The organism is Ponticoccus sp. (in: a-proteobacteria), assembly GCF_048381735.1.
Genome location: NZ_JBLXGL010000002.1, coordinates 330,398 through 347,412, shown reverse-complemented (window position 1 = coordinate 347,412; position 17,015 = coordinate 330,398). Strand labels below are relative to the sequence as shown.

The window sequence follows — 17,015 nt, the reverse complement described above, 5'->3', positions numbered from 1 at the left end:
AACCCGGTAATCCGCGCGCCGTATAGAAAGAGGATCCCCGACATGAGCGCGCCCAAGAAAGTTGTCCTGGCCTATTCCGGTGGCCTCGACACCTCGATCATCCTGAAATGGCTTCAGACCGAATACGGCTGCGAGGTGGTGACCTTCACCGCCGATCTCGGCCAGGGCGAAGAGCTGGAACCGGCGCGCAAGAAGGCCGAGCTGCTGGGGATCAAGCCCGAGAACATCTACATCGAGGACGTGCGCGAGGAATTCGTCCGCGATTTCGTCTTCCCGATGTTCCGCGCCAATGCGGTCTACGAAGGGCTTTACCTGCTGGGCACCTCGATTGCCCGCCCGCTGATTTCCAAGCGGCTGGTCGAGATCGCCGAAGAAGTCGGCGCCGATGCTATCGCGCACGGCGCAACCGGCAAGGGCAACGACCAGGTGCGTTTCGAGCTCAGCGCCGCCGCGCTGAACCCCGACGTGAAATGCATCGCGCCGTGGCGCGAATGGGACCTGTCCTCGCGCACCAAGCTGCTGGAATTCGCCGAGCAGAACCAGATCCCGATCGCCAAGGACAAGCGCGGCGAGGCGCCGTTCAGCGTCGACGCGAACCTGCTGCACACCTCCTCCGAGGGCAAGGTTCTGGAAGATCCCGCCGTCATGGCGCCCGACTATGTCTTCCAGCGCACCGTCGCCCCGGAAGACGCGCCCGAGACGCCGGAATTCATCGAGATCACCTTTGAAAAGGGTGACGCCGTGGCGATCAACGGCGAGGCCATGTCGCCCGCCACGATCCTCACCAGGCTCAACGAACTGGGCGGCAAGCACGGCTGCGGCCGCCTCGACTTCGTCGAGAACCGCTTCGTCGGCATGAAGTCCCGCGGCATCTACGAGACCCCCGGCGGCACCGTCCTGCTGGAGGCCCATCGCGGCATCGAGCAGATCACGCTGGACAGCGGCGCGGGCCACCTGAAGGACAGCCTGATGCCGCGCTATGCCGAACTGATCTACAACGGCTTCTGGTTCTCGCCCGAGCGCGAGATGCTGCAGGCCGCAATCGACAAGTCGCAGGAACTGGTCTCGGGCACCGTCCGGCTGAAGCTGTACAAGGGGTCTGCGACCTGCGTCGGCCGCTGGTCCGACGCCTCGCTCTACTCCGAGGCGCATGTGACCTTCGAGGACGACGCCGGCGCCTACGATCAGAAGGACGCGGCGGGCTTCATCCAGCTGAACGCCCTGCGCCTGCGCCTTCTGGCCGCGCGCAAGCGGCGGTTGGGCTCCTGACGCCCAGCCTGTTACTTCGGCCAGCGCGACACCGGGCTGGCCGCCATGCTACGGTGTCGCCATGGCTGAGTTTCAGGAATTCGTCGACGCGCAGGATGCCGTCTGGACCGACGTCCTGCGCGAGCTGCGCGCGGGACAGAAGACCTCGCACTGGATCTGGTGGATCTTCCCGCAATTGCGCGCTTTGGGCCGCAGCCCGCGCGCCCTGCATTTCGGGCTGGCCGGTCTGGACGAGGCCGCAGCCTATCTTTCCCATCCGACCCTCGGCCCGCGCTTGCAGGATTGTACCGCGCTGTTGCTGACCCATGACGGCACCGACCCCGAGCGCATCCTTGGCCCTGTCGATGCGCTGAAAGTCCGCTCTTGCATGACCCTGTTCGAGGCGGTCCCGAAGGCGCCAGCGGCGTTTTCCACCGTTCTCGACCGGATGTATGGCGGCGCCCGCTGCCCGGTGACCACCCGGGCGCTGTCCCCCTGACAGCAGCCGTTTCACGCGCCTTACCCCCCTCACAGCCCGGTCACCTTGCGGTGAAACCGCGTTGCATCCGTTGCCAAACCGCCCCGCTGCATCACACCATCGGGGCAAAGGAGGACTGTCATGCGAACCCGTATCATCCGGGGCCTGACCGGCCTGTGCCTTTCGGCGCTGGCGATTTCGGCCCAGCCCAAAGCCGTGGAGGCGGCAGAGCTTTACGTCGCCGGCGGCTGTTTCTGGTGTGTCGAGGCGGATTTCGAGAAGGTCAAAGGCGTGTCCGAGGTCGTGTCCGGCTACATGGGCGGGTCGCTGGCCAATCCGACCTACAAGCAGGTGACGCGCGGTGGCACCGGCCATTACGAGGCGGTGCGCATCGACTACGATCCGGCGCAGGTCTCTGCCCGGCAGCTGTATGATCTGTTCTTCCGCTCCGTCGATCCGCTGGACGCGGGTGGGCAGTTCTGCGACCGGGGCGACAGCTACCGGACCGCGATCTTCGCCGATGGCGCCGACCGGCAGGCCGCTCAGGCAGCCAAGGCCGCGGCCAGCAAGGCGCTTGGCAGGCAGGTGGTGACCCCGGTTCTGGACAGGGCGCCCTTTTACGAGGCCGAGGACTATCATCAGGACTACTACAAGGGCACCAATACCGTGGTGACCCGCTTCGGCATCATCAAGCAAAGCGATGCCTACAAGCGCTATCGCACCGGCTGCGGGCGGGATCAGCGGATCAGGGCGCTTTGGGGCAGTGGCGCGCCCTTCATCAACTAAGGCGCCCGGGCGGCAGGTTCGCGGCCTGCAGAGCGCCCCCGTCACGGCCCGAGTAGGGGCCTCAGGCGGGCGGGTTGAAGGCCTGAACCTCCTTGAGGTCCGGGATCACATCCGCCGCACCCATGCGCGTGACCATCAGCGCCCCGGCCTTGGACGCCAGCCGGATGGCCTGTTCCATCGGCATGCCGCGATCCAGCCCGGCCATGACATAGCCGGTAAAGGTGTCGCCCGCGCCCGTGGAATCGACCGGGGACACCTTGAAGGCCGGAAAGCTCCGGGTCTCGCCGCTATCGGTGTTGTGCCAGCGGCAGCCCTTCGATCCCAGCGTCACGATGATGTCGCGCACCGGCAGTGAGGCCGCTTCTGTCCCCGTGGCCTCGGCCAGCTGCGCGGCTTCGACCTCGTTCAGGAACAGCAGGTCGAGCAGCGGCAGCACCTGCTGGACCGAGGCCGCGTCAAAGGGGGCGGCGGCATGGGCCACGCGCATCCCCCGCGCCGAGGCGCGTTCGGCGCCGATCCGCAGGGCGTTGGTCTCGTTCTGGAACAGGAAGCTGTCGGCCTCTGTCGCCTCTGTCAGGGCGCGGGCGATGTGGTCCTCGGTCAGGGCGCGATTGGCGCCGGGCAGGATGATGATATTGTTCTCGCCCGCGTCGTCGACGGCGATCACCGCGTTGCCGGTGACATCGTCCACCGTGGCAACGGGGCGGGTGTCGACGCCGTATTCCATCAGCCGCTCGACCGCCCAGCGTCCGTCGGCCCCTACCGCGCCGATATGCAGGCAGCGGGCGCCCGCCCGGGCCGCGGCAACGGACATGTTGGCGCCCTTGCCGCCAAGGCCGCGGCTGAAAGAGCGCGCCGCCAGCGTTTCCCCGGCGCCGGGCAGGTGCGGCACGCGGTAGACGAGATCCGCGTTGATGGACCCGAGGTTGAAGATGGCCATGGCGTATACTCCTGTGCGGCGGGTGGGTTGGAAACCCACCCTACGACAGTTCAGCCGACCTTGCAGGCGGCAAGAACGGCCATGTTCAGGATGTCGTTCGCGGTCGAGTTGGTCGAACATATCTGGATCGACTTGTCGATGCCCGCAAGGATCGGTCCGATCACCGTGGCGCCCGCCATCTCCTGCATCAGCTTGACCGAGATCGAGGCCGAGTGCCGCGCCGGAACCACGAGGATGTTCGCCGGGCCGGACAGGCGCTGGAAGGGATAGCTTTCCTGCGCGCGGGTGTTCAGGGCCACGTCCACGGTCATCTCGCCCTCGTATTCGAAGGAGACGCCGCGCCGGTCCAGCACGCGGGGCGCGAGGTGCATCTTCTCGGCCCGCTCGGACACCGGGTAGCCGAAGGTCGAGAAGGACACGAAGGCGACGCGCGGCTCCAGCCCCAGGTGCCGGGCCACGCCCGCGGCGCTTTCCGCGATATTGGCAAGGTCGTTCTCGTCCGGCCATTCATGCACCAGCGTATCGGCAATCAGCACGATCCGCCCCTTGTGCAGCAGTGCCGTGATCCCCGCCGCGCCGTGTTTCGCATCGGCGTCGAAGACGTGGTTGATCAGCTCCATCGCATGGGCCGACTTGCGCGTGGCGCCGGTGATCAACCCGTCGCCATGGCCATGCGCCAGCATCAGCGCGGCGAAGACATGGCGGTCGCGCGCCGCAAGGCGGTGGATGTCCTGCCGGTCCATGCCCTTGCGCTGAAGCCGGGTGTAAAGGAAGTCCTTGTAGGTGTCGAAGTGGCGCGAATTGGCGGCGTTCACCACCTCGAGCTCGCGCACCGCATCGCCAAGGCCCGCGGCCTCCAGCTTGGCCTTCACGTCGCTTTCGCGGCCCACGACCAGCGCCTTGCCGAAACCGGACCGCTGGTAGGTCACCGCCGCCCGCAGCACGCGGGGGTCGTCGCCCTCGGCGAAGATAATCCGGGCCTGCGCGGCCCGGGCGCGACTGTTGATCGACCGCAGGATCGAGGCGGTCGGATCCATCCGCGACTTCAGCCCCAGCTCATAGCTGTCCATGTCCACGATGGGACGGCGCGCGGCGCCGGTCGCCATGCCCGCGCGCGCCACGGCGGGCGGGATGCGGTGGATCAGGCGCGGGTCGAAGGGCGTGGGGATGATGTAATCGCGCCCGAAGCTCAGCGATTTGCCATAGGCCAGCGCCACCTCGTCCGGTACGTCCTCGCGCGCCAGATCGGCCAGCGCCTGCGCGCAGGCGATCTTCATCTCGTCGTTGATGGCGCGGGCGTGGATGTCCAGCGCACCCCGGAAGAGATAGGGGAAGCCCAGCACGTTGTTGACCTGGTTCGGGTAGTCCGAGCGCCCGGTGGCGACAATGGCGTCGACGCGGACCTCATGCGCCTCTTCGGGCGTGATTTCCGGGTCGGGGTTGGCCATGGCGAAGATCACCGGGTTGTCGGCCATGCTGGCCACCATGTCCTGCGTGACCGCGCCCTTGGCCGAGACGCCAAGGAAGACGTCCGCGCCCTTCATCGCCTCTTCCAGCGTGCGCAGATCGGTGGCGACCGCATGGGCCGATTTCCACTGGTTCATGCCCTCGGTGCGGCCCTGGTAGATCACGCCCTTGGTGTCGCACATGATGCAGTTTTCGTGCCGCGCGCCCATGGACTTCAGCAGTTCCAGGCAGGCGATCCCCGCCGCGCCGGCGCCGTTCAGGACGATCTTCACGTCCTCGATCTTCTTATCCGACAGGTGCAGCGCGTTGATCAGCCCCGCCGCGCAGATCACCGCCGTGCCGTGCTGGTCGTCGTGGAAGACGGGGATGTCCATCTGCTCCTTGAGCGCCTGCTCGATGATGAAGCATTCCGGCGCCTTGATGTCTTCAAGGTTGATGCCGCCGAAGGTCGGCCCCATCAACTTTACCGCCTTGATGAATTCCTCGGGGTCCTCGGTGTCCAGCTCGATATCGATCGAGTTCACATCGGCGAAGCGCTTGAACAGCACCGCCTTGCCCTCCATCACCGGCTTGCCGCCGAGCGCGCCGAGGTTGCCAAGACCCAGCACCGCCGTGCCGTTCGAGATCACGGCAACGAGGTTGCCCTTGTTGGTGTAGTCATAGGCCAGCTCGGGGTTCTCGGCGATGTCCTCGCAGGGGACGGCGACGCCGGGAGAATAGGCAAGGCTCAGATCCCGTTGCGTGGTCATGGGAACGGTGGCCTGCACCTCCCACTTGCCCGGGGTCGGTTCAAGGTGAAAGGCCAGCGCCTCTTCGCGTGTCAGCTTTACCTTGGCCATGCTCTCTCCTCTTCGTCGCGGCGGATTTTGCCTTAGCCCAAGGGGTCTTCGGGTACAACTGAATCCGGGGTTGCAGGGGTTTTTCGGCTTTCGGGCCGGGCGCCGCATTTGTAGGGTCGCGCCAATTCGCGACGGGGGACTGCATGACAACCGTGACGCCGATGATGGCGCAATATCTCGAGATCAAGGCACAGTATCCGGACGCCCTGCTGTTCTACCGCATGGGCGATTTCTACGAGATGTTCTTCGACGACGCCGTGGCCGCATCCGAAGCGCTGGACATCGCGCTGACCAAGCGCGGCAAGCACGACGGCGACGACATTCCCATGTGCGGCGTGCCGGTGCACGCGGCCGAGGGGTACTTGCTGACGCTGATCCGCAAGGGCTTTCGCGTCGCCGTGGGCGAGCAGCTGGAAAGCCCCGAAGAGGCGAAGAAGCGCGGCTCGAAGTCGGTGGTGAAGCGCGACGTGGTGCGGCTGGTGACGCCCGGCACGCTGACCGAGGATTCGCTGCTGGAGGCGCGGCGGCACAACTACCTTGCCGCCCTGGGCGCGGTGCGCGACGATTTCGCGCTGGCCTGGTGCGACATCTCGACCGGGGCCTTCCACGTCATGCCGCTGTCGCGCGCCCGCATCGGCGCGGAACTGGCGCGTCTGGCGCCGTCGGAACTGCTGCTGTCGGAGAAGATCGAAGAGGCGCTGCGCGAGGTGCTGGAAGATCTGGGGCTGGAGGCCACCGTCCTGGGCGCCGCCTCTTTCGATTCCGGCGCGGCGGAAGGGCGGCTTTGCGGGCTGTTCGGCGTGCAGGAGCTGACGGCCTTCGGCGATTTCGGGCGGGCCGATCTGTCGGCCATGGGTGCGCTGGTGGATTACCTGCACATCACGCAGAAGGGGCGGCTGCCTCTGTTGCAGCCGCCGCGCTCGGAAGCGGTTTCGCGCCTGATGCAGATCGACGCGGCGACCCGGCGCAACCTGGAACTGACCGCCAGCCTTCAGGGCGGGCGGGCCGGGTCTTTGCTGTCGGTGATCGACCGCACCGTGACCGCCGGTGGCGCCCGCCTGCTGGAGCGGCGGGTGTCCTCGCCCTCGCGCGAGTTGGCCGTCATCCGCGAGCGGCTGGAGGCGGTGCAATGGGGCGTGGAATCCTCCGGCTCTGACGGGCTACGCGACGCGCTGCGCCGCGTGCCCGACGTCGACCGCGCGCTGTCGCGGCTGGGGCTGGACCGGGGCGGCCCCCGCGACCTTGCCGCCGTGCGCAACGCGCTGGCGCAGGCAGAGGCGCTGTCCGACCGGCTGACCGGTGAAAGCCTGCCGCCGCTGCTGGAGCGCAGCAAGGCGGAACTGGCCGGTTTCGACGACCTGCTGGGCCTGCTGGACGCCGCCCTGATCGCCGAGCCGCCCCTGATGGTGCGCGACGGCGGCTTTGTCGCGCCGGGCTACGACGCGGCGCTGGATCAGGCGCGCACGCTGCGGGACGAGGGCAGGGGCGTCATCGCTCGTATGCAAGGTGAATACAGCGCCGAGACGGGCATTGGCTCGCTGAAGATCAAGCACAACAACGTGCTGGGCTACTTCATCGAGGTCACAGCCACCCATGCCGAGAAGATGCACGCCCTGTCCGAACGCTTCATCCACCGCCAGACCACCGCCAACCAGGTGCGGTTCACGACGGTGGAACTGTCGGATCTGGAAACGCGGATCCTGAATGCCGGGAACGAGGCGCTGGAGATCGAAAAGCGGCTGTACGAGGTGCTGAAGGCCGCGATCCTCGAACAGGCGCCCGCACTGTCGACGCTGGCGCTGGCGCTGTCGGAATTCGACCTGACGCTGGGCCTTGCCGAACTGGCGCGGCAGCGTGACTGGTGCGCGCCGCAGGTGGACGACAGCCGCGCCTTTGCCATCGACGCCGGGCGCCACCCGGTGGTCGAGGCCGCGCTTCAGGCCAGCGGCACACCCTTCATCGCCAATGATTGCGGGCTGAGCGCCGAGGGCGAGGCCGCCGCCGTGACCCTGCTGACCGGTCCCAACATGGCCGGTAAGTCGACCTACCTGCGGCAGAACGCGCTGATCGCGCTGCTGGCGCAGATGGGCTCCTTTGTCCCGGCGCGCGCCGCGCATATCGGCATCGTCAGCCAGATCTTCAGCCGCGTCGGCGCCTCGGACGATCTGGCGCGCGGGCGCTCGACCTTCATGGTCGAGATGGTCGAAACGGCGGCGATCCTCAATCAGGCCGATGCACGGGCGCTGGTGATCCTCGACGAGATCGGGCGCGGCACGGCGACCTATGACGGACTGTCGATCGCCTGGGCCACGCTGGAACATCTGCACGAGGTCAACCGCGTGCGCGGGCTCTTCGCGACGCATTACCACGAGATGACCGTGCTGGCGGGCAGGCTGAAGGGCGTGAAGAACGCCACCGTCGCCGTCAAGGAATGGGAGGGCGAGGTGATCTTCCTGCACGAGGTGCGCGAGGGCGCGGCGGACCGGTCCTACGGCGTGCAGGTGGCGCAGCTGGCGGGTCTGCCCAAGCCGGTGATCGCGCGCGCGCGGGACGTGCTGGAGGCGCTGGAAAAGGGCGAACGCGACAGCGCCTCGCCCATGGCGCTGATCGACGAGCTGCCGCTGTTCAGCGCGGCGTCGCAGCGCGAGGCGCCGAAGAGCGTTTCCCGTGAAACATCCGAAGTCGAAGAGCGTCTGGCGCAGTTGCAGCCGGACGAGATGACCCCGCGCGAGGCGATGGACGCGCTTTACGCGCTGAAGGGTCTTCTGAAATGAAAAAGCCGGGCGTCAGCCCGGCTTTCGGTTCTGTGCGATCTGGCCCGGCTTAGCTGGCGGGCATCGAGCTGACGCCGACCTGCGCGGGGCGCAGCAGGCGGTCATACAGCAGGAAGCCTTCGGCAGAGACCTGGATGATCTCGCCCGCCTTGGTGCCCGGCACCGGGGCCTCGAACATGGCCTCGTGCTCTTTCGGGTCGAAGCGGTCGCCGACCTCGGGGGCAATGCGGGTGACGCCGTGGCGGTCAAAGACCTTCAGCAGCTCTTTCAGCGTCAGTTCCACGCCCTCGACCAGCGCCGCCGAGGCGCCGCTTTCATCCTCTTTCGCGGCCACCAGCGCGCGGTTGAGGTTGTCGTAGACCGGCAGCAGATCCCGCGCAATGCGGCTGCCGCCATAGGCCTGCGCCTCGCGGCGGTCCTTGTCGGCCCGCTTGCGCGCGTTTTCGGCATCGGCCAGCGCCCGCATGAAGCGGTCCTTGTAATCGTCGCGCTCGGCCCGGAGCGTATCCAGTTCCAGCGCCTCTTCGTCGATCTCTTCCGTCAGACCCGCCGATTCCTCGGCCTCTGCCGTGTCGATGTCATCCAGAAAATCGTCTTTGTTCGCGTCTGCCATGCTTCACCTCTGACTCTGCCCGGACAGCAGGCGTCCGACCAGTTGGGCCGTGTAATCCACGATGGGAACGATGCGCCCGTAGTTGAGGCGCGTGGGTCCGATGACCCCAACCGCGCCGATGATCTTTCGGTCCGCGTTCATATATGGAGAGACCACCAAAGAGGAACCCGAAAGTGAGAAAAGTTTGTTCTCGGACCCGATAAAAATGCGGACCCCTTCGCCCTCGTCGGTCAGTTCCAGAAACTCGGCGATATCGCGCTTGCGCTCGAGGTCGTCAAACAGGCTGCGGATGCGGTCCAGCTCTTCCTCGGCGGATTCGTCGCCCAGCAGATTCGCCCGGCCCCGCACGATCAGCCGTTCGGTGCTGTGGCCCGGCTGGTCCCAGACGGCGATGCCCGCGTCGATCAGGTCGGCGGCCAGCGTGTCCAGCTCCTGACGGCGGCGGGCAATTTCCGAGGCCATGACCCGGCGCAGGTCCGACAGGGTCCGGCCCTCCAGCAGGGCGTTCACGAAATTCGCCGCCTCGCGCATCGAGGACGGCGTCTGCCCGGGCGGCGGCGTGAAGACGCGGTTTTCCACATGGCCGTCGGCAAAGACGATCACCACCAGCGCGCGGTCCTGCGCAAGGCTGACGAACTCGATATGCTTCAGCGGCGCCTCGTGTTTCGGCGTCAGCACCAGCGACGCGCCCTGCGTGACCCCCGACAGGGCAGAGCCGACCTGATCCAGCAGCCCGCCCACGTCGCCCAGATTGGTCCCGGCGGTGGCGTCCAGCTTGACCCGATCCTCGTCATCGAGGTCGCGCACTTCCAGCAGGCTGTCGACGAACATGCGCAGGCCCAGATGCGTCGGCACACGCCCGGCGGAGACATGCGGGCTGTCGAGCAGGCCAAGGAATTCGAGGTCCTGCATGACATTGCGGATGGTCGCGGCAGAGACCTTTTCCGACAGGCTGCGCGTCAGGGTCCGCGAGCCCACCGGCTCGCCGTTTTCCAGATAGCCCTCGACCACGCGGCGAAACACCTCGCGCGAACGGTCGTTCATCTGGGACAGGATTTCCGCTCTTTCTTTCATCGCTCGCCTCGTCTTGCTGTCATTAAAGACGGGTCATGGGCCGCGTCAATCGGGGTTGCACCGGGGGCAGGGCCGGGATTATCCCGAGTTAGCTCAAGGAAGGACATGACATGCGGCCGTCAGGACGAGATTTAAGCGAAATGCGCGCGGTTTCAATCGAGACCAACGTGACCAAGCACGCCGAAGGGTCGTGCCTGATCAAGATGGGCGACACCCATGTGCTGTGCACCGCCTCTCTGGAAGAGCGGGTTCCCCCGTTTATCAAGGGCTCTGGCCAGGGCTGGGTGACGGCGGAATACGGCATGCTGCCGCGTTCGACCTCGTCGCGGATGCGGCGCGAGGCCGCATCGGGCAAGCAGGGCGGGCGCACGGTGGAGATCCAGCGCCTGATCGGCCGCGCGCTGCGCGCCGGTGTCGACCGCAATGCGCTTGGCGAACGCCAGATCACCGTCGACTGCGACGTGATCCAGGCCGATGGCGGCACCCGCTGCGCCGCGATCACCGGCGGCTGGGTGGCCCTGCGGCTGGCGGTGAACAAGCTGCTGAAGGCGCGTGACATCGTGACCGATCCGCTGATCTCTCCGGTCGCGGCGGTCAGCTGCGGCATCTATGCCGGGCAGCCGGTGCTGGACCTCGACTACCCCGAGGACAGCGAGGCGGGCGTCGACGGCAACTTCATCCTGCGCGGTGACGGGTCCCTGATCGAGGTGCAGATGAGCGCCGAGGGCTCTGTCTTCAGCCGCGACCAGATGGGCCAGCTGATGGATCTGGCCGAGAAGGGCGTGCAGGAGCTGGTTCAGGCACAGCTGGCGGCGACCGCATGACACGGCGGTTTCAGGGCGACCGGCTTCTGGTCGCCACCCACAACAAGGGCAAGCTGGAAGAGATCGCCGACCTGCTGAAACCCTACGGGGTTTCGGTGGTGGGCGCGGCAGAGATGAACCTGCCCGAGCCGGTCGAAGACGGCACCACCTTTGTCGAGAACGCCCGGACCAAGGCCCATGCGGCGGCCCGGGCCACCGGCCTTCCCGCGCTGTCGGACGATTCCGGCATCGAGATCGACGCGCTGGACAAGGCGCCGGGCGTCTACACGGCGGATTGGGCGGAAACGCCCAATGGCCGGGACTTCGTGATGGCCATGACCAAGTCGCACGACAAGCTGGTGCAAAGCGGCGCACCGCAGCCCTGGACGGCGCGGTTCTGCTGTACGCTGGTGCTGGCATGGCCCGACGGCCACGACGAGGTCTTTCCGGGCGTGATGGAAGGGCAGGTGGTCTGGCCCATGCGCGGCGATCAGGGCCACGGCTACGACCCGATCTTCCAGCCCCAGGGCTACGACGTGACCTTCGGCGAGATGGATCGCTGGGAAAAGAACCGCATCAGCCATCGCGCGGATGCCTTCCGCAAATTCGTGGCGGGCTGCTTTGCCTGAAACCTGGCAAATCGGGGGCTTTGGCCTGTACGTGCATTGGCCCTTTTGCGAGGCCAAATGCCCCTATTGCGACTTCAACTCGCATGTCACGCGCGAGATTGACCAGTCCCGCTGGGCGCGCGCCCTTGCCGCCGAAGTCCGGCGGGCCGCAGAGGAAACGCCGGGCCGGGTGCTGACCTCGATCTTCTTCGGCGGCGGGACACCCTCGTTGATGGCGCCGGAAACCGTGGCCGCCGTGATCGAGGCGGCGCGCACGGCCTGGACCTTTTCCAACGACATCGAGATCACGCTGGAGGCCAACCCCCGGTCGGTCGAGGCGGCGAAGTTCCGCGGCTTTCGCGAGGCCGGGGTGAACCGGGTGTCCCTTGGGGTCCAGTCGCTGCGCGAGGACGACCTGCGGCGGCTGGGCCGCCTGCACGACGTCGCAGAGGCCCGCAAGGCGGTGGAGGTGGCCCGGACGGAATTCGACCGCGTCAGCTTTGATCTGATCTATGCACGGCAGGGGCAGGGGCTGGACGACTGGCGGAGCGAGCTGCGCGAGGCGCTGGAGATGGCCGCCGACCATCTGTCGCTGTACCAGCTGACCATCGAACCCGGCACCGCCTTCTGGGACCGGGCGCAGGTGGGGCGCCTGCGCGGCCTGCCCGGCGACGATCTAGCCGCCGACATGTACGAGCTGACGCAGGACCTGTGTGGCGAGGCCGGGATGGCCGCCTACGAGGTCTCGAACCATGCAAGGCCCGGTGCTGAATCGCGGCACAACCTGATTTACTGGCGGCAGGGTGACTGGGTCGGCGTTGGCCCCGGGGCGCACGGGCGCCTGTCCATTGGCGGCCTCCGTCAGGGGCGCGTCGCGCATATGGCCCCGGGCCGATGGATCGCCGCCGCCGAGGCCGGAAGCGGGGAAGAGTCCCGCGAAACCCTATCCGCGGCGGATATGGCCGCAGAATACCTTATGATGGGGCTTAGAATCTCTGAACCACTGGATTTGGTGCGTTTGCGCAGACTGGATCCCGCTGCGGCCCCTGAAGACAAGCTGCGGGATCTGGTCGATCTTGGCCTGCTAACGCAGGCGGATCAGGGGATCAGGACCACGCCAAAGGGGCGCATGGTCCTGAATGCGGTGATTTCCGAGCTTTTGCCCTGATCCTCAGGACGGGCGGCTGAGAATGCTACACAGCACATCGAGCTGCTCGAGCGTGTCGTAGGCAATACTCACCCGCCCTTTTTCCTGCCCCGGCTTGTGATCGATCTGCACTTTCATGCCGAGAGCCGCCGATAGATCGGCCTCCAGCGCCTTGGTATCGGCGTCCTTGTCAAAGCTGTAGCTGGCCGGATCGGGCTGCCGGCGCGGGGCCGGGGCTTCGCCGCCCTTTGCCAGACGCTCTGCCTCGCGGACCGACAGGCCCTTGCTGACGATGGTCTGGGCCAGGCTTTCCGGGTCGCGCGCGGTGACCAGCGTGCGGGCATGGCCGGCGCTCAGCTCTCCGGCGGTGACCATTTCCTGCACCGTTTCCGGCAGGTTCAGAAGACGCAGCAGGTTGGCAATATGGCTCCGGCTTTTGCCGAGCGCTTCCGCCAGCTTTTCCTGCGTGTGACCGAATTTGAACATCAGCTGCCGATAGCCGGCGGCCTCTTCGATCGGGTTCAGATCCGCGCGCTGGATGTTCTCGATGATCGCAATTTCAAGAACCTCAGTGTCGTCGAGGTCACGCACGAGGACGGGAACCTCGTGCAATTGCGCCATCTGGGCCGCGCGCCAGCGCCGTTCCCCCGCAACGATCTGGAAACGGTCGGGCTGGGCCGGATCGGTGCGGACGATCAGCGGCTGGATAACGCCCTTGGTCCGGATGGAATTGGCCAGATCATCCAGCTGCGACTGCGTGAACGTGCGCCGGGGCTGGTCCGGGTTCGGCGAGATCAGCTCTACCGGAAGCACACGATCCGGCCGCCGGGGCGCATCAGTCTGGCTTTCCTGCTCGACCGGCGCGACATCCGCCATCAGTGCGGACAGCCCGCGCCCCAATCCCCGACGTTGTTCCTTGCGTTCCGCCATGTTCTCTCCTTCGCGACTCAGGCCGCGCGTTTTTCGTTTTTTGCGAGCAATTCCTGCGCCAGCGCCCGATAGGCCGCCGCGCCCTTCGACGCACCGTCATAGGCCAGCACCGGCAAGGCGTAGGACGGCGCCTCGGACACCCGGACATTGCGCGGGATCACGGTTCGGAACACGAGATCCCCAAGATTGGCCCGGGCATCGGCTTCGACCTGCTGGGACAGGTTGTTGCGGGCGTCGTACATCGTCATAACAACGCCTTCGATCCGCAGATCCGGGTTGGCGCTTTGCCGCACCTCGCGGATCGTCAGCATCAGTTGTGACAGCCCTTCAAGGGCAAAGAATTCGCTTTGCAGGGGCACCAGGACAGAGTGGGCGGCCACCATCGCATTGACCGTCAGAAGGTTGAGAGAGGGCGGGCAATCGATGAGGATGACGTCGAACCGGAACGCGTCGATGCCTTTCTGACGCAGGGAGTCGTGCAGCAGAAAGCTGCGTTTTTCGTTTGAAAACAATTCGATATCCGCAGAGCTGAGATCCACGGTCGCCGGAATCAGCGACAGGTTTTCCGTCCCCGTCGGCAGGATCACCTGAGACAGATCGACATCGTCGAGCAGCAGGTCATAGGTGGTATAGGGGCGATCATCGACACCAAGCCCGGTGGAGGCATTGCCCTGCGGATCCAGATCGACGACGAGCACCCTGTGCCCCATTTCGCACAGGGCCGCGCCCAGATTGATCGTCGTGGTGGTCTTGCCCACGCCGCCTTTCTGGTTCGCGATGGCGATGATTTTGGGACCGGCGGGCCGGGTGGGATCAGACATGGGAAAGCTCTCTCACTTCCAAAACGACGGCTTCGGGGCTTGTCTCGCTTGTATGCGATTTGGCATCAAAACGCCATTCTGCGCGCGCGTCATCCAGCTCCTTTTTCCAACCCGCACCCTTGTGAAACAGGGCCGTCGCGTTCCCGGCCAGGTGCGGATGCGCAAGGCGGAACAAAGCGGGCAGGGGCGCCAGGGCCCGGGCAGAGATCACATCGCTGGCCTGCGGCGGAAGGGCCTCGATCCGGCTGGCCTGAACCTCGACGGGCACGCCGGTTTCACGAGCCACGGTTCTCAGGAAGGTTGCCTTGCGTTGATCGGACTCCACAAGCGTCACGCGCCCCGGGTGCCCGGCGCCTGCGGCAAGGATCGCAACGACCAGGCCCGGGAAGCCGCCCCCGGACCCCAGGTCTGTCCAGCGGCGCCAATCCAGATCAGCGAGGCCATAGACCTGCGCTGAGTCGCGAAAATGGCGGTCAACCGCTGCTGTGAGCGTGCTCGGGGACACCAGGTTGATCACCGGGTTCCACTTTTTCAGAAGCGAATCGTAAAGGGCCAGGCGTTCGCGTGTTTCACGTGAAACATTGGGGAACGCCTCTTCGAGAACTGGAGTCACGCGCTCTTGCTCCGATCACGCTGCCGAAGCTTCGCCAGCACAAGGGTCAGGGCCGCGGGCGTCATGCCATCCACCCGCGCCGCCTGGGCAAGAGACTCGGGGCGGGTGGCCTTCAGCTTTCCTTTCAGCTCTGTCGACAGACTCGACAGCGAATCGTAGTCAAAATCGGCAGGAATCCGAAGGTTTTCGTCGCGGCGCAGGGATTCCACGTCCCGCGACTGGCGATCGATATAATTCGCGTAAAGCGCTTCCTTCTCGATCTGCGCACCCGTCACTTCGTCAATCTCGGCAAACGCCGCACTGAGACCTCTGATCTGCTCGAAACCGACGTCCTTCAAGGACAGGGCCTGATAGGCCGTGCGTCTTGTCCCATCCGCGTTGACTGAAACACCAAGAGCGCGCAATTCGGAGGAAGATACGCTGTGCGCCTGCAGGGCAGCACGGCCGCGTTCCAGCCGGTCCATCTTTTCGTTGAAATGTTGCTTTCGTGTCTCGGAAACACAGCCCAGCTCCGCGCCAAGAGGTGTCAGCCGCTGATCGGCATTGTCTGCCCGCAGGCTCAGACGGAATTCAGCGCGGCTGGTGAACATCCGGTAGGGTTCGGTCACACCACGGGTCGTAAGGTCGTCGAGCATGACACCGATATAGCCGTCGGATCGCCGCATCACGAACGGTTGTCGATCGAGGCTTTCACAAGCGGCATTCAGACCCGCGATCAATCCCTGGGCCGCAGCCTCTTCGTAGCCGGTCGTACCATTGATCTGGCCGGCGAGATAGAGGCCTTTCATGGCCCGCAGCGCGAGCGTCGATTGCAAAGCTCTGGGGTCGACATAATCGTATTCGATGGCATAGCCCGGCTGCAGGATCTCGGCCTGCTCCAGCCCGACGATGGTCCGAACATAGGCTTCCTGAACCTCTTGGGGCAGGGAGGTGGAAATCCCGTTGGGATAGATCGTGGAATTGGAGAGGCTTTCGGGTTCCAGGAAGACCTGATGCGAATCCTTCTCCGCGAAGCGTACCACTTTATCCTCGATCGAGGGGCAGTAGCGCGGCCCGACGCCGTCGATATGCCCGCCGTACATGGCGGAGCGGTTCAGATTTTCGCGAATGATTTCATGGGTTTGAACTGACGTATGTGTGATGCCGCAGGACACCTGACGCGCGACGGGGCGTTTATTCATAAAACTGAACATCACGGGATCGTCGTCCCCGGGCTGCATGTCCAGCCGGGCCCAGTCAATCGTCTTGCCGTCCAGCCGGGGCGGGGTGCCCGTTTTCAGACGACCGGTGGGCAGATCCAGCGCGCGCATGCGATCCGCCAGACGGTTGGACGGTTTGTCGCCCATGCGACCGCCCGGCGTCTTCTGGTCGCCGATGTGGATGACACCATTCAGGAAGGTGCCGCTGGTCAAGACAACCGTCCTGGAAGAGAGGGTCGTGCCATCCGCCAAGACGATCCCGGTGACGCGGTCGGCCTGCAGAGAGAAGTCGATGACCTCGCCGACAACCACCTGCAATCCGTCGATATCCGCGAGGGTCTTCTGCATCGCCTGCGCGTAAAGGGCACGATCCGCTTGCGCGCGGGGACCTTGCACAGCTGGACCCTTGCGGCGGTTCAAGAGGCGGAACTGGATCCCGGCCGCATCCGCCACGCGCCCCATGATCCCGTCCAGCGCGTCGATCTCGCGAACAAGGTGGCCTTTGCCAAGCCCGCCAATCGCCGGATTACACGACATCACGCCAAGGTCCGAGGCGCGGAGCGTCACCAAGGCGGTCCGTACTCCCATGCGGGCGGCAGCGGCGGCCGCCTCTGTTCCGGCATGTCCGCCGCCCACGACGATCACATCGAAGTCGCAATGTTTCACGTGAAACAC

At 65.8% G+C, this 17,015-nt stretch carries 15 protein-coding genes; 7 read left to right on the top strand and 8 right to left on the bottom strand.

Annotated features, from left to right (window positions below; genetic code table 11):
- Positions 1-42: 42 nt before the first annotated feature.
- From ACN5KJ_RS05980 to msrA, 3 genes are all read left to right on the top strand, one after another.
- Positions 43-1,269 (top strand): argininosuccinate synthase, encoded by a 1,227-nt coding sequence (locus ACN5KJ_RS05980; RefSeq protein ID WP_206562822.1) that lies wholly within the window; start codon positions 43-45, stop codon positions 1,267-1,269.
- A 61-nt stretch (positions 1,270-1,330) separates the two neighbouring features.
- Positions 1,331-1,747: a DUF1810 domain-containing protein gene (locus tag ACN5KJ_RS05975; protein WP_418592613.1), complete on the top strand. Its 417-nt coding sequence runs from the start codon at positions 1,331-1,333 to the stop codon at positions 1,745-1,747.
- Between the two features lie 120 nt (positions 1,748-1,867).
- Positions 1,868-2,512: a peptide-methionine (S)-S-oxide reductase MsrA gene (msrA, locus tag ACN5KJ_RS05970; RefSeq protein ID WP_418592611.1), complete on the top strand. Its 645-nt coding sequence runs from the start codon at positions 1,868-1,870 to the stop codon at positions 2,510-2,512.
- Between the two features lie 61 nt (positions 2,513-2,573).
- On the opposite strand, the gene ACN5KJ_RS05965 is transcribed toward msrA, so the two are convergent.
- Both ACN5KJ_RS05965 and ACN5KJ_RS05960 read right to left on the bottom strand, forming a co-directional pair.
- The gene (locus ACN5KJ_RS05965; protein ID WP_418592609.1) at positions 2,574-3,452 is read right to left on the bottom strand and encodes a ribokinase; all 879 of its coding nucleotides are present in this window, start codon (positions 3,450-3,452) and stop codon (positions 2,574-2,576) included.
- Between the two features lie 50 nt (positions 3,453-3,502).
- Positions 3,503-5,758: an NADP-dependent malic enzyme gene (locus tag ACN5KJ_RS05960; protein WP_418592607.1), complete on the bottom strand. Its 2,256-nt coding sequence runs from the start codon at positions 5,756-5,758 to the stop codon at positions 3,503-3,505.
- 143 nt (positions 5,759-5,901) lie between these two features.
- Here ACN5KJ_RS05960 and mutS point away from each other — a divergent pair, with 143 nt between their 5' ends.
- Positions 5,902-8,532 carry a DNA mismatch repair protein MutS gene (mutS, locus tag ACN5KJ_RS05955; RefSeq protein ID WP_418592605.1) on the top strand — a complete coding sequence of 877 codons (2,631 nt, stop codon included), beginning with the start codon at positions 5,902-5,904 and terminating at the stop codon, positions 8,530-8,532.
- A 49-nt stretch (positions 8,533-8,581) separates the two neighbouring features.
- Here mutS and ACN5KJ_RS05950 read toward each other — a convergent pair whose 3' ends face one another.
- Both ACN5KJ_RS05950 and hrcA read right to left on the bottom strand, forming a co-directional pair.
- Entirely contained in the window at positions 8,582-9,145 is a 564-nt protein-coding gene (locus ACN5KJ_RS05950) for a nucleotide exchange factor GrpE (RefSeq protein ID WP_347166332.1), read from the bottom strand.
- Positions 9,146-9,148: 3 nt separating this feature from the next.
- Positions 9,149-10,219, bottom strand: a complete 1,071-nt coding sequence (gene hrcA, locus ACN5KJ_RS05945) for a heat-inducible transcriptional repressor HrcA (RefSeq protein WP_418592603.1) — start codon at positions 10,217-10,219, stop codon at positions 9,149-9,151.
- 110 nt (positions 10,220-10,329) lie between these two features.
- Between hrcA and rph the strand changes: the two genes are divergently transcribed.
- The 3 genes from rph to hemW are packed head-to-tail and all read left to right on the top strand — an operon-like array spanning position 10,330 to position 12,798.
- Entirely contained in the window at positions 10,330-11,043 is a 714-nt protein-coding gene (rph, locus tag ACN5KJ_RS05940; protein WP_206562814.1) for a ribonuclease PH, read from the top strand.
- Positions 11,040-11,651 carry an RdgB/HAM1 family non-canonical purine NTP pyrophosphatase gene (gene rdgB / locus ACN5KJ_RS05935; RefSeq protein ID WP_347166330.1) on the top strand — a complete coding sequence of 204 codons (612 nt, stop codon included), beginning with the start codon at positions 11,040-11,042 and terminating at the stop codon, positions 11,649-11,651. The genes rph and rdgB overlap by 4 nt, the downstream gene beginning before the upstream one ends.
- Positions 11,614-12,798, top strand: a complete 1,185-nt coding sequence (gene hemW / locus ACN5KJ_RS05930) for a radical SAM family heme chaperone HemW (protein WP_418592601.1) — start codon at positions 11,614-11,616, stop codon at positions 12,796-12,798. Before rdgB ends, hemW begins: the two co-directional genes overlap by 38 nt.
- 3 nt (positions 12,799-12,801) lie before the next feature.
- On the opposite strand, the gene ACN5KJ_RS05925 is transcribed toward hemW, so the two are convergent.
- Genes ACN5KJ_RS05925 through mnmG form a run of 4 tightly spaced genes read right to left on the bottom strand, consistent with a single transcriptional unit; the run spans position 12,802 to position 17,015 of the window.
- Positions 12,802-13,707 carry a ParB/RepB/Spo0J family partition protein gene (locus ACN5KJ_RS05925; protein ID WP_347166328.1) on the bottom strand — a complete coding sequence of 302 codons (906 nt, stop codon included), beginning with the start codon at positions 13,705-13,707 and terminating at the stop codon, positions 12,802-12,804.
- Between the two features lie 17 nt (positions 13,708-13,724).
- Positions 13,725-14,528, bottom strand: a complete 804-nt coding sequence (locus ACN5KJ_RS05920; RefSeq protein WP_418592599.1) for a ParA family protein — start codon at positions 14,526-14,528, stop codon at positions 13,725-13,727.
- Positions 14,521-15,141, bottom strand: coding sequence for a 16S rRNA (guanine(527)-N(7))-methyltransferase RsmG (gene rsmG, locus ACN5KJ_RS05915; protein WP_418592597.1), 621 nt, complete (start codon positions 15,139-15,141; stop codon positions 14,521-14,523). Before rsmG ends, ACN5KJ_RS05920 begins: the two co-directional genes overlap by 8 nt.
- On the bottom strand, positions 15,138-17,015 hold the full coding sequence (gene mnmG, locus ACN5KJ_RS05910) for a tRNA uridine-5-carboxymethylaminomethyl(34) synthesis enzyme MnmG (protein ID WP_418592596.1): 1,878 nt from the start codon (positions 17,013-17,015) through the stop codon (positions 15,138-15,140). The genes rsmG and mnmG overlap by 4 nt, the downstream gene beginning before the upstream one ends.

Coding starts and splice junctions, on each gene's coding strand:
- ACN5KJ_RS05980 (WP_206562822.1), top strand. CDS start 43: ATGAGCGCGCCCAAGAAAGTTGTCCTGGCCTATTCCGGTGGCCTCGAC.
- ACN5KJ_RS05975 (WP_418592613.1), top strand. CDS start 1,331: ATGGCTGAGTTTCAGGAATTCGTCGACGCGCAGGATGCCGTCTGGACC.
- msrA (WP_418592611.1), top strand. CDS start 1,868: ATGCGAACCCGTATCATCCGGGGCCTGACCGGCCTGTGCCTTTCGGCG.
- ACN5KJ_RS05965 (WP_418592609.1), bottom strand. CDS start 3,452: ATGGCCATCTTCAACCTCGGGTCCATCAACGCGGATCTCGTCTACCGC.
- ACN5KJ_RS05960 (WP_418592607.1), bottom strand. CDS start 5,758: ATGGCCAAGGTAAAGCTGACACGCGAAGAGGCGCTGGCCTTTCACCTT.
- mutS (WP_418592605.1), top strand. CDS start 5,902: ATGACAACCGTGACGCCGATGATGGCGCAATATCTCGAGATCAAGGCA.
- ACN5KJ_RS05950 (WP_347166332.1), bottom strand. CDS start 9,145: ATGGCAGACGCGAACAAAGACGATTTTCTGGATGACATCGACACGGCA.
- hrcA (WP_418592603.1), bottom strand. CDS start 10,219: ATGAAAGAAAGAGCGGAAATCCTGTCCCAGATGAACGACCGTTCGCGC.
- rph (WP_206562814.1), top strand. CDS start 10,330: ATGCGGCCGTCAGGACGAGATTTAAGCGAAATGCGCGCGGTTTCAATC.
- rdgB (WP_347166330.1), top strand. CDS start 11,040: ATGACACGGCGGTTTCAGGGCGACCGGCTTCTGGTCGCCACCCACAAC.
- hemW (WP_418592601.1), top strand. CDS start 11,614: ATGCCTTCCGCAAATTCGTGGCGGGCTGCTTTGCCTGAAACCTGGCAA.
- ACN5KJ_RS05925 (WP_347166328.1), bottom strand. CDS start 13,707: ATGGCGGAACGCAAGGAACAACGTCGGGGATTGGGGCGCGGGCTGTCC.
- ACN5KJ_RS05920 (WP_418592599.1), bottom strand. CDS start 14,528: ATGTCTGATCCCACCCGGCCCGCCGGTCCCAAAATCATCGCCATCGCG.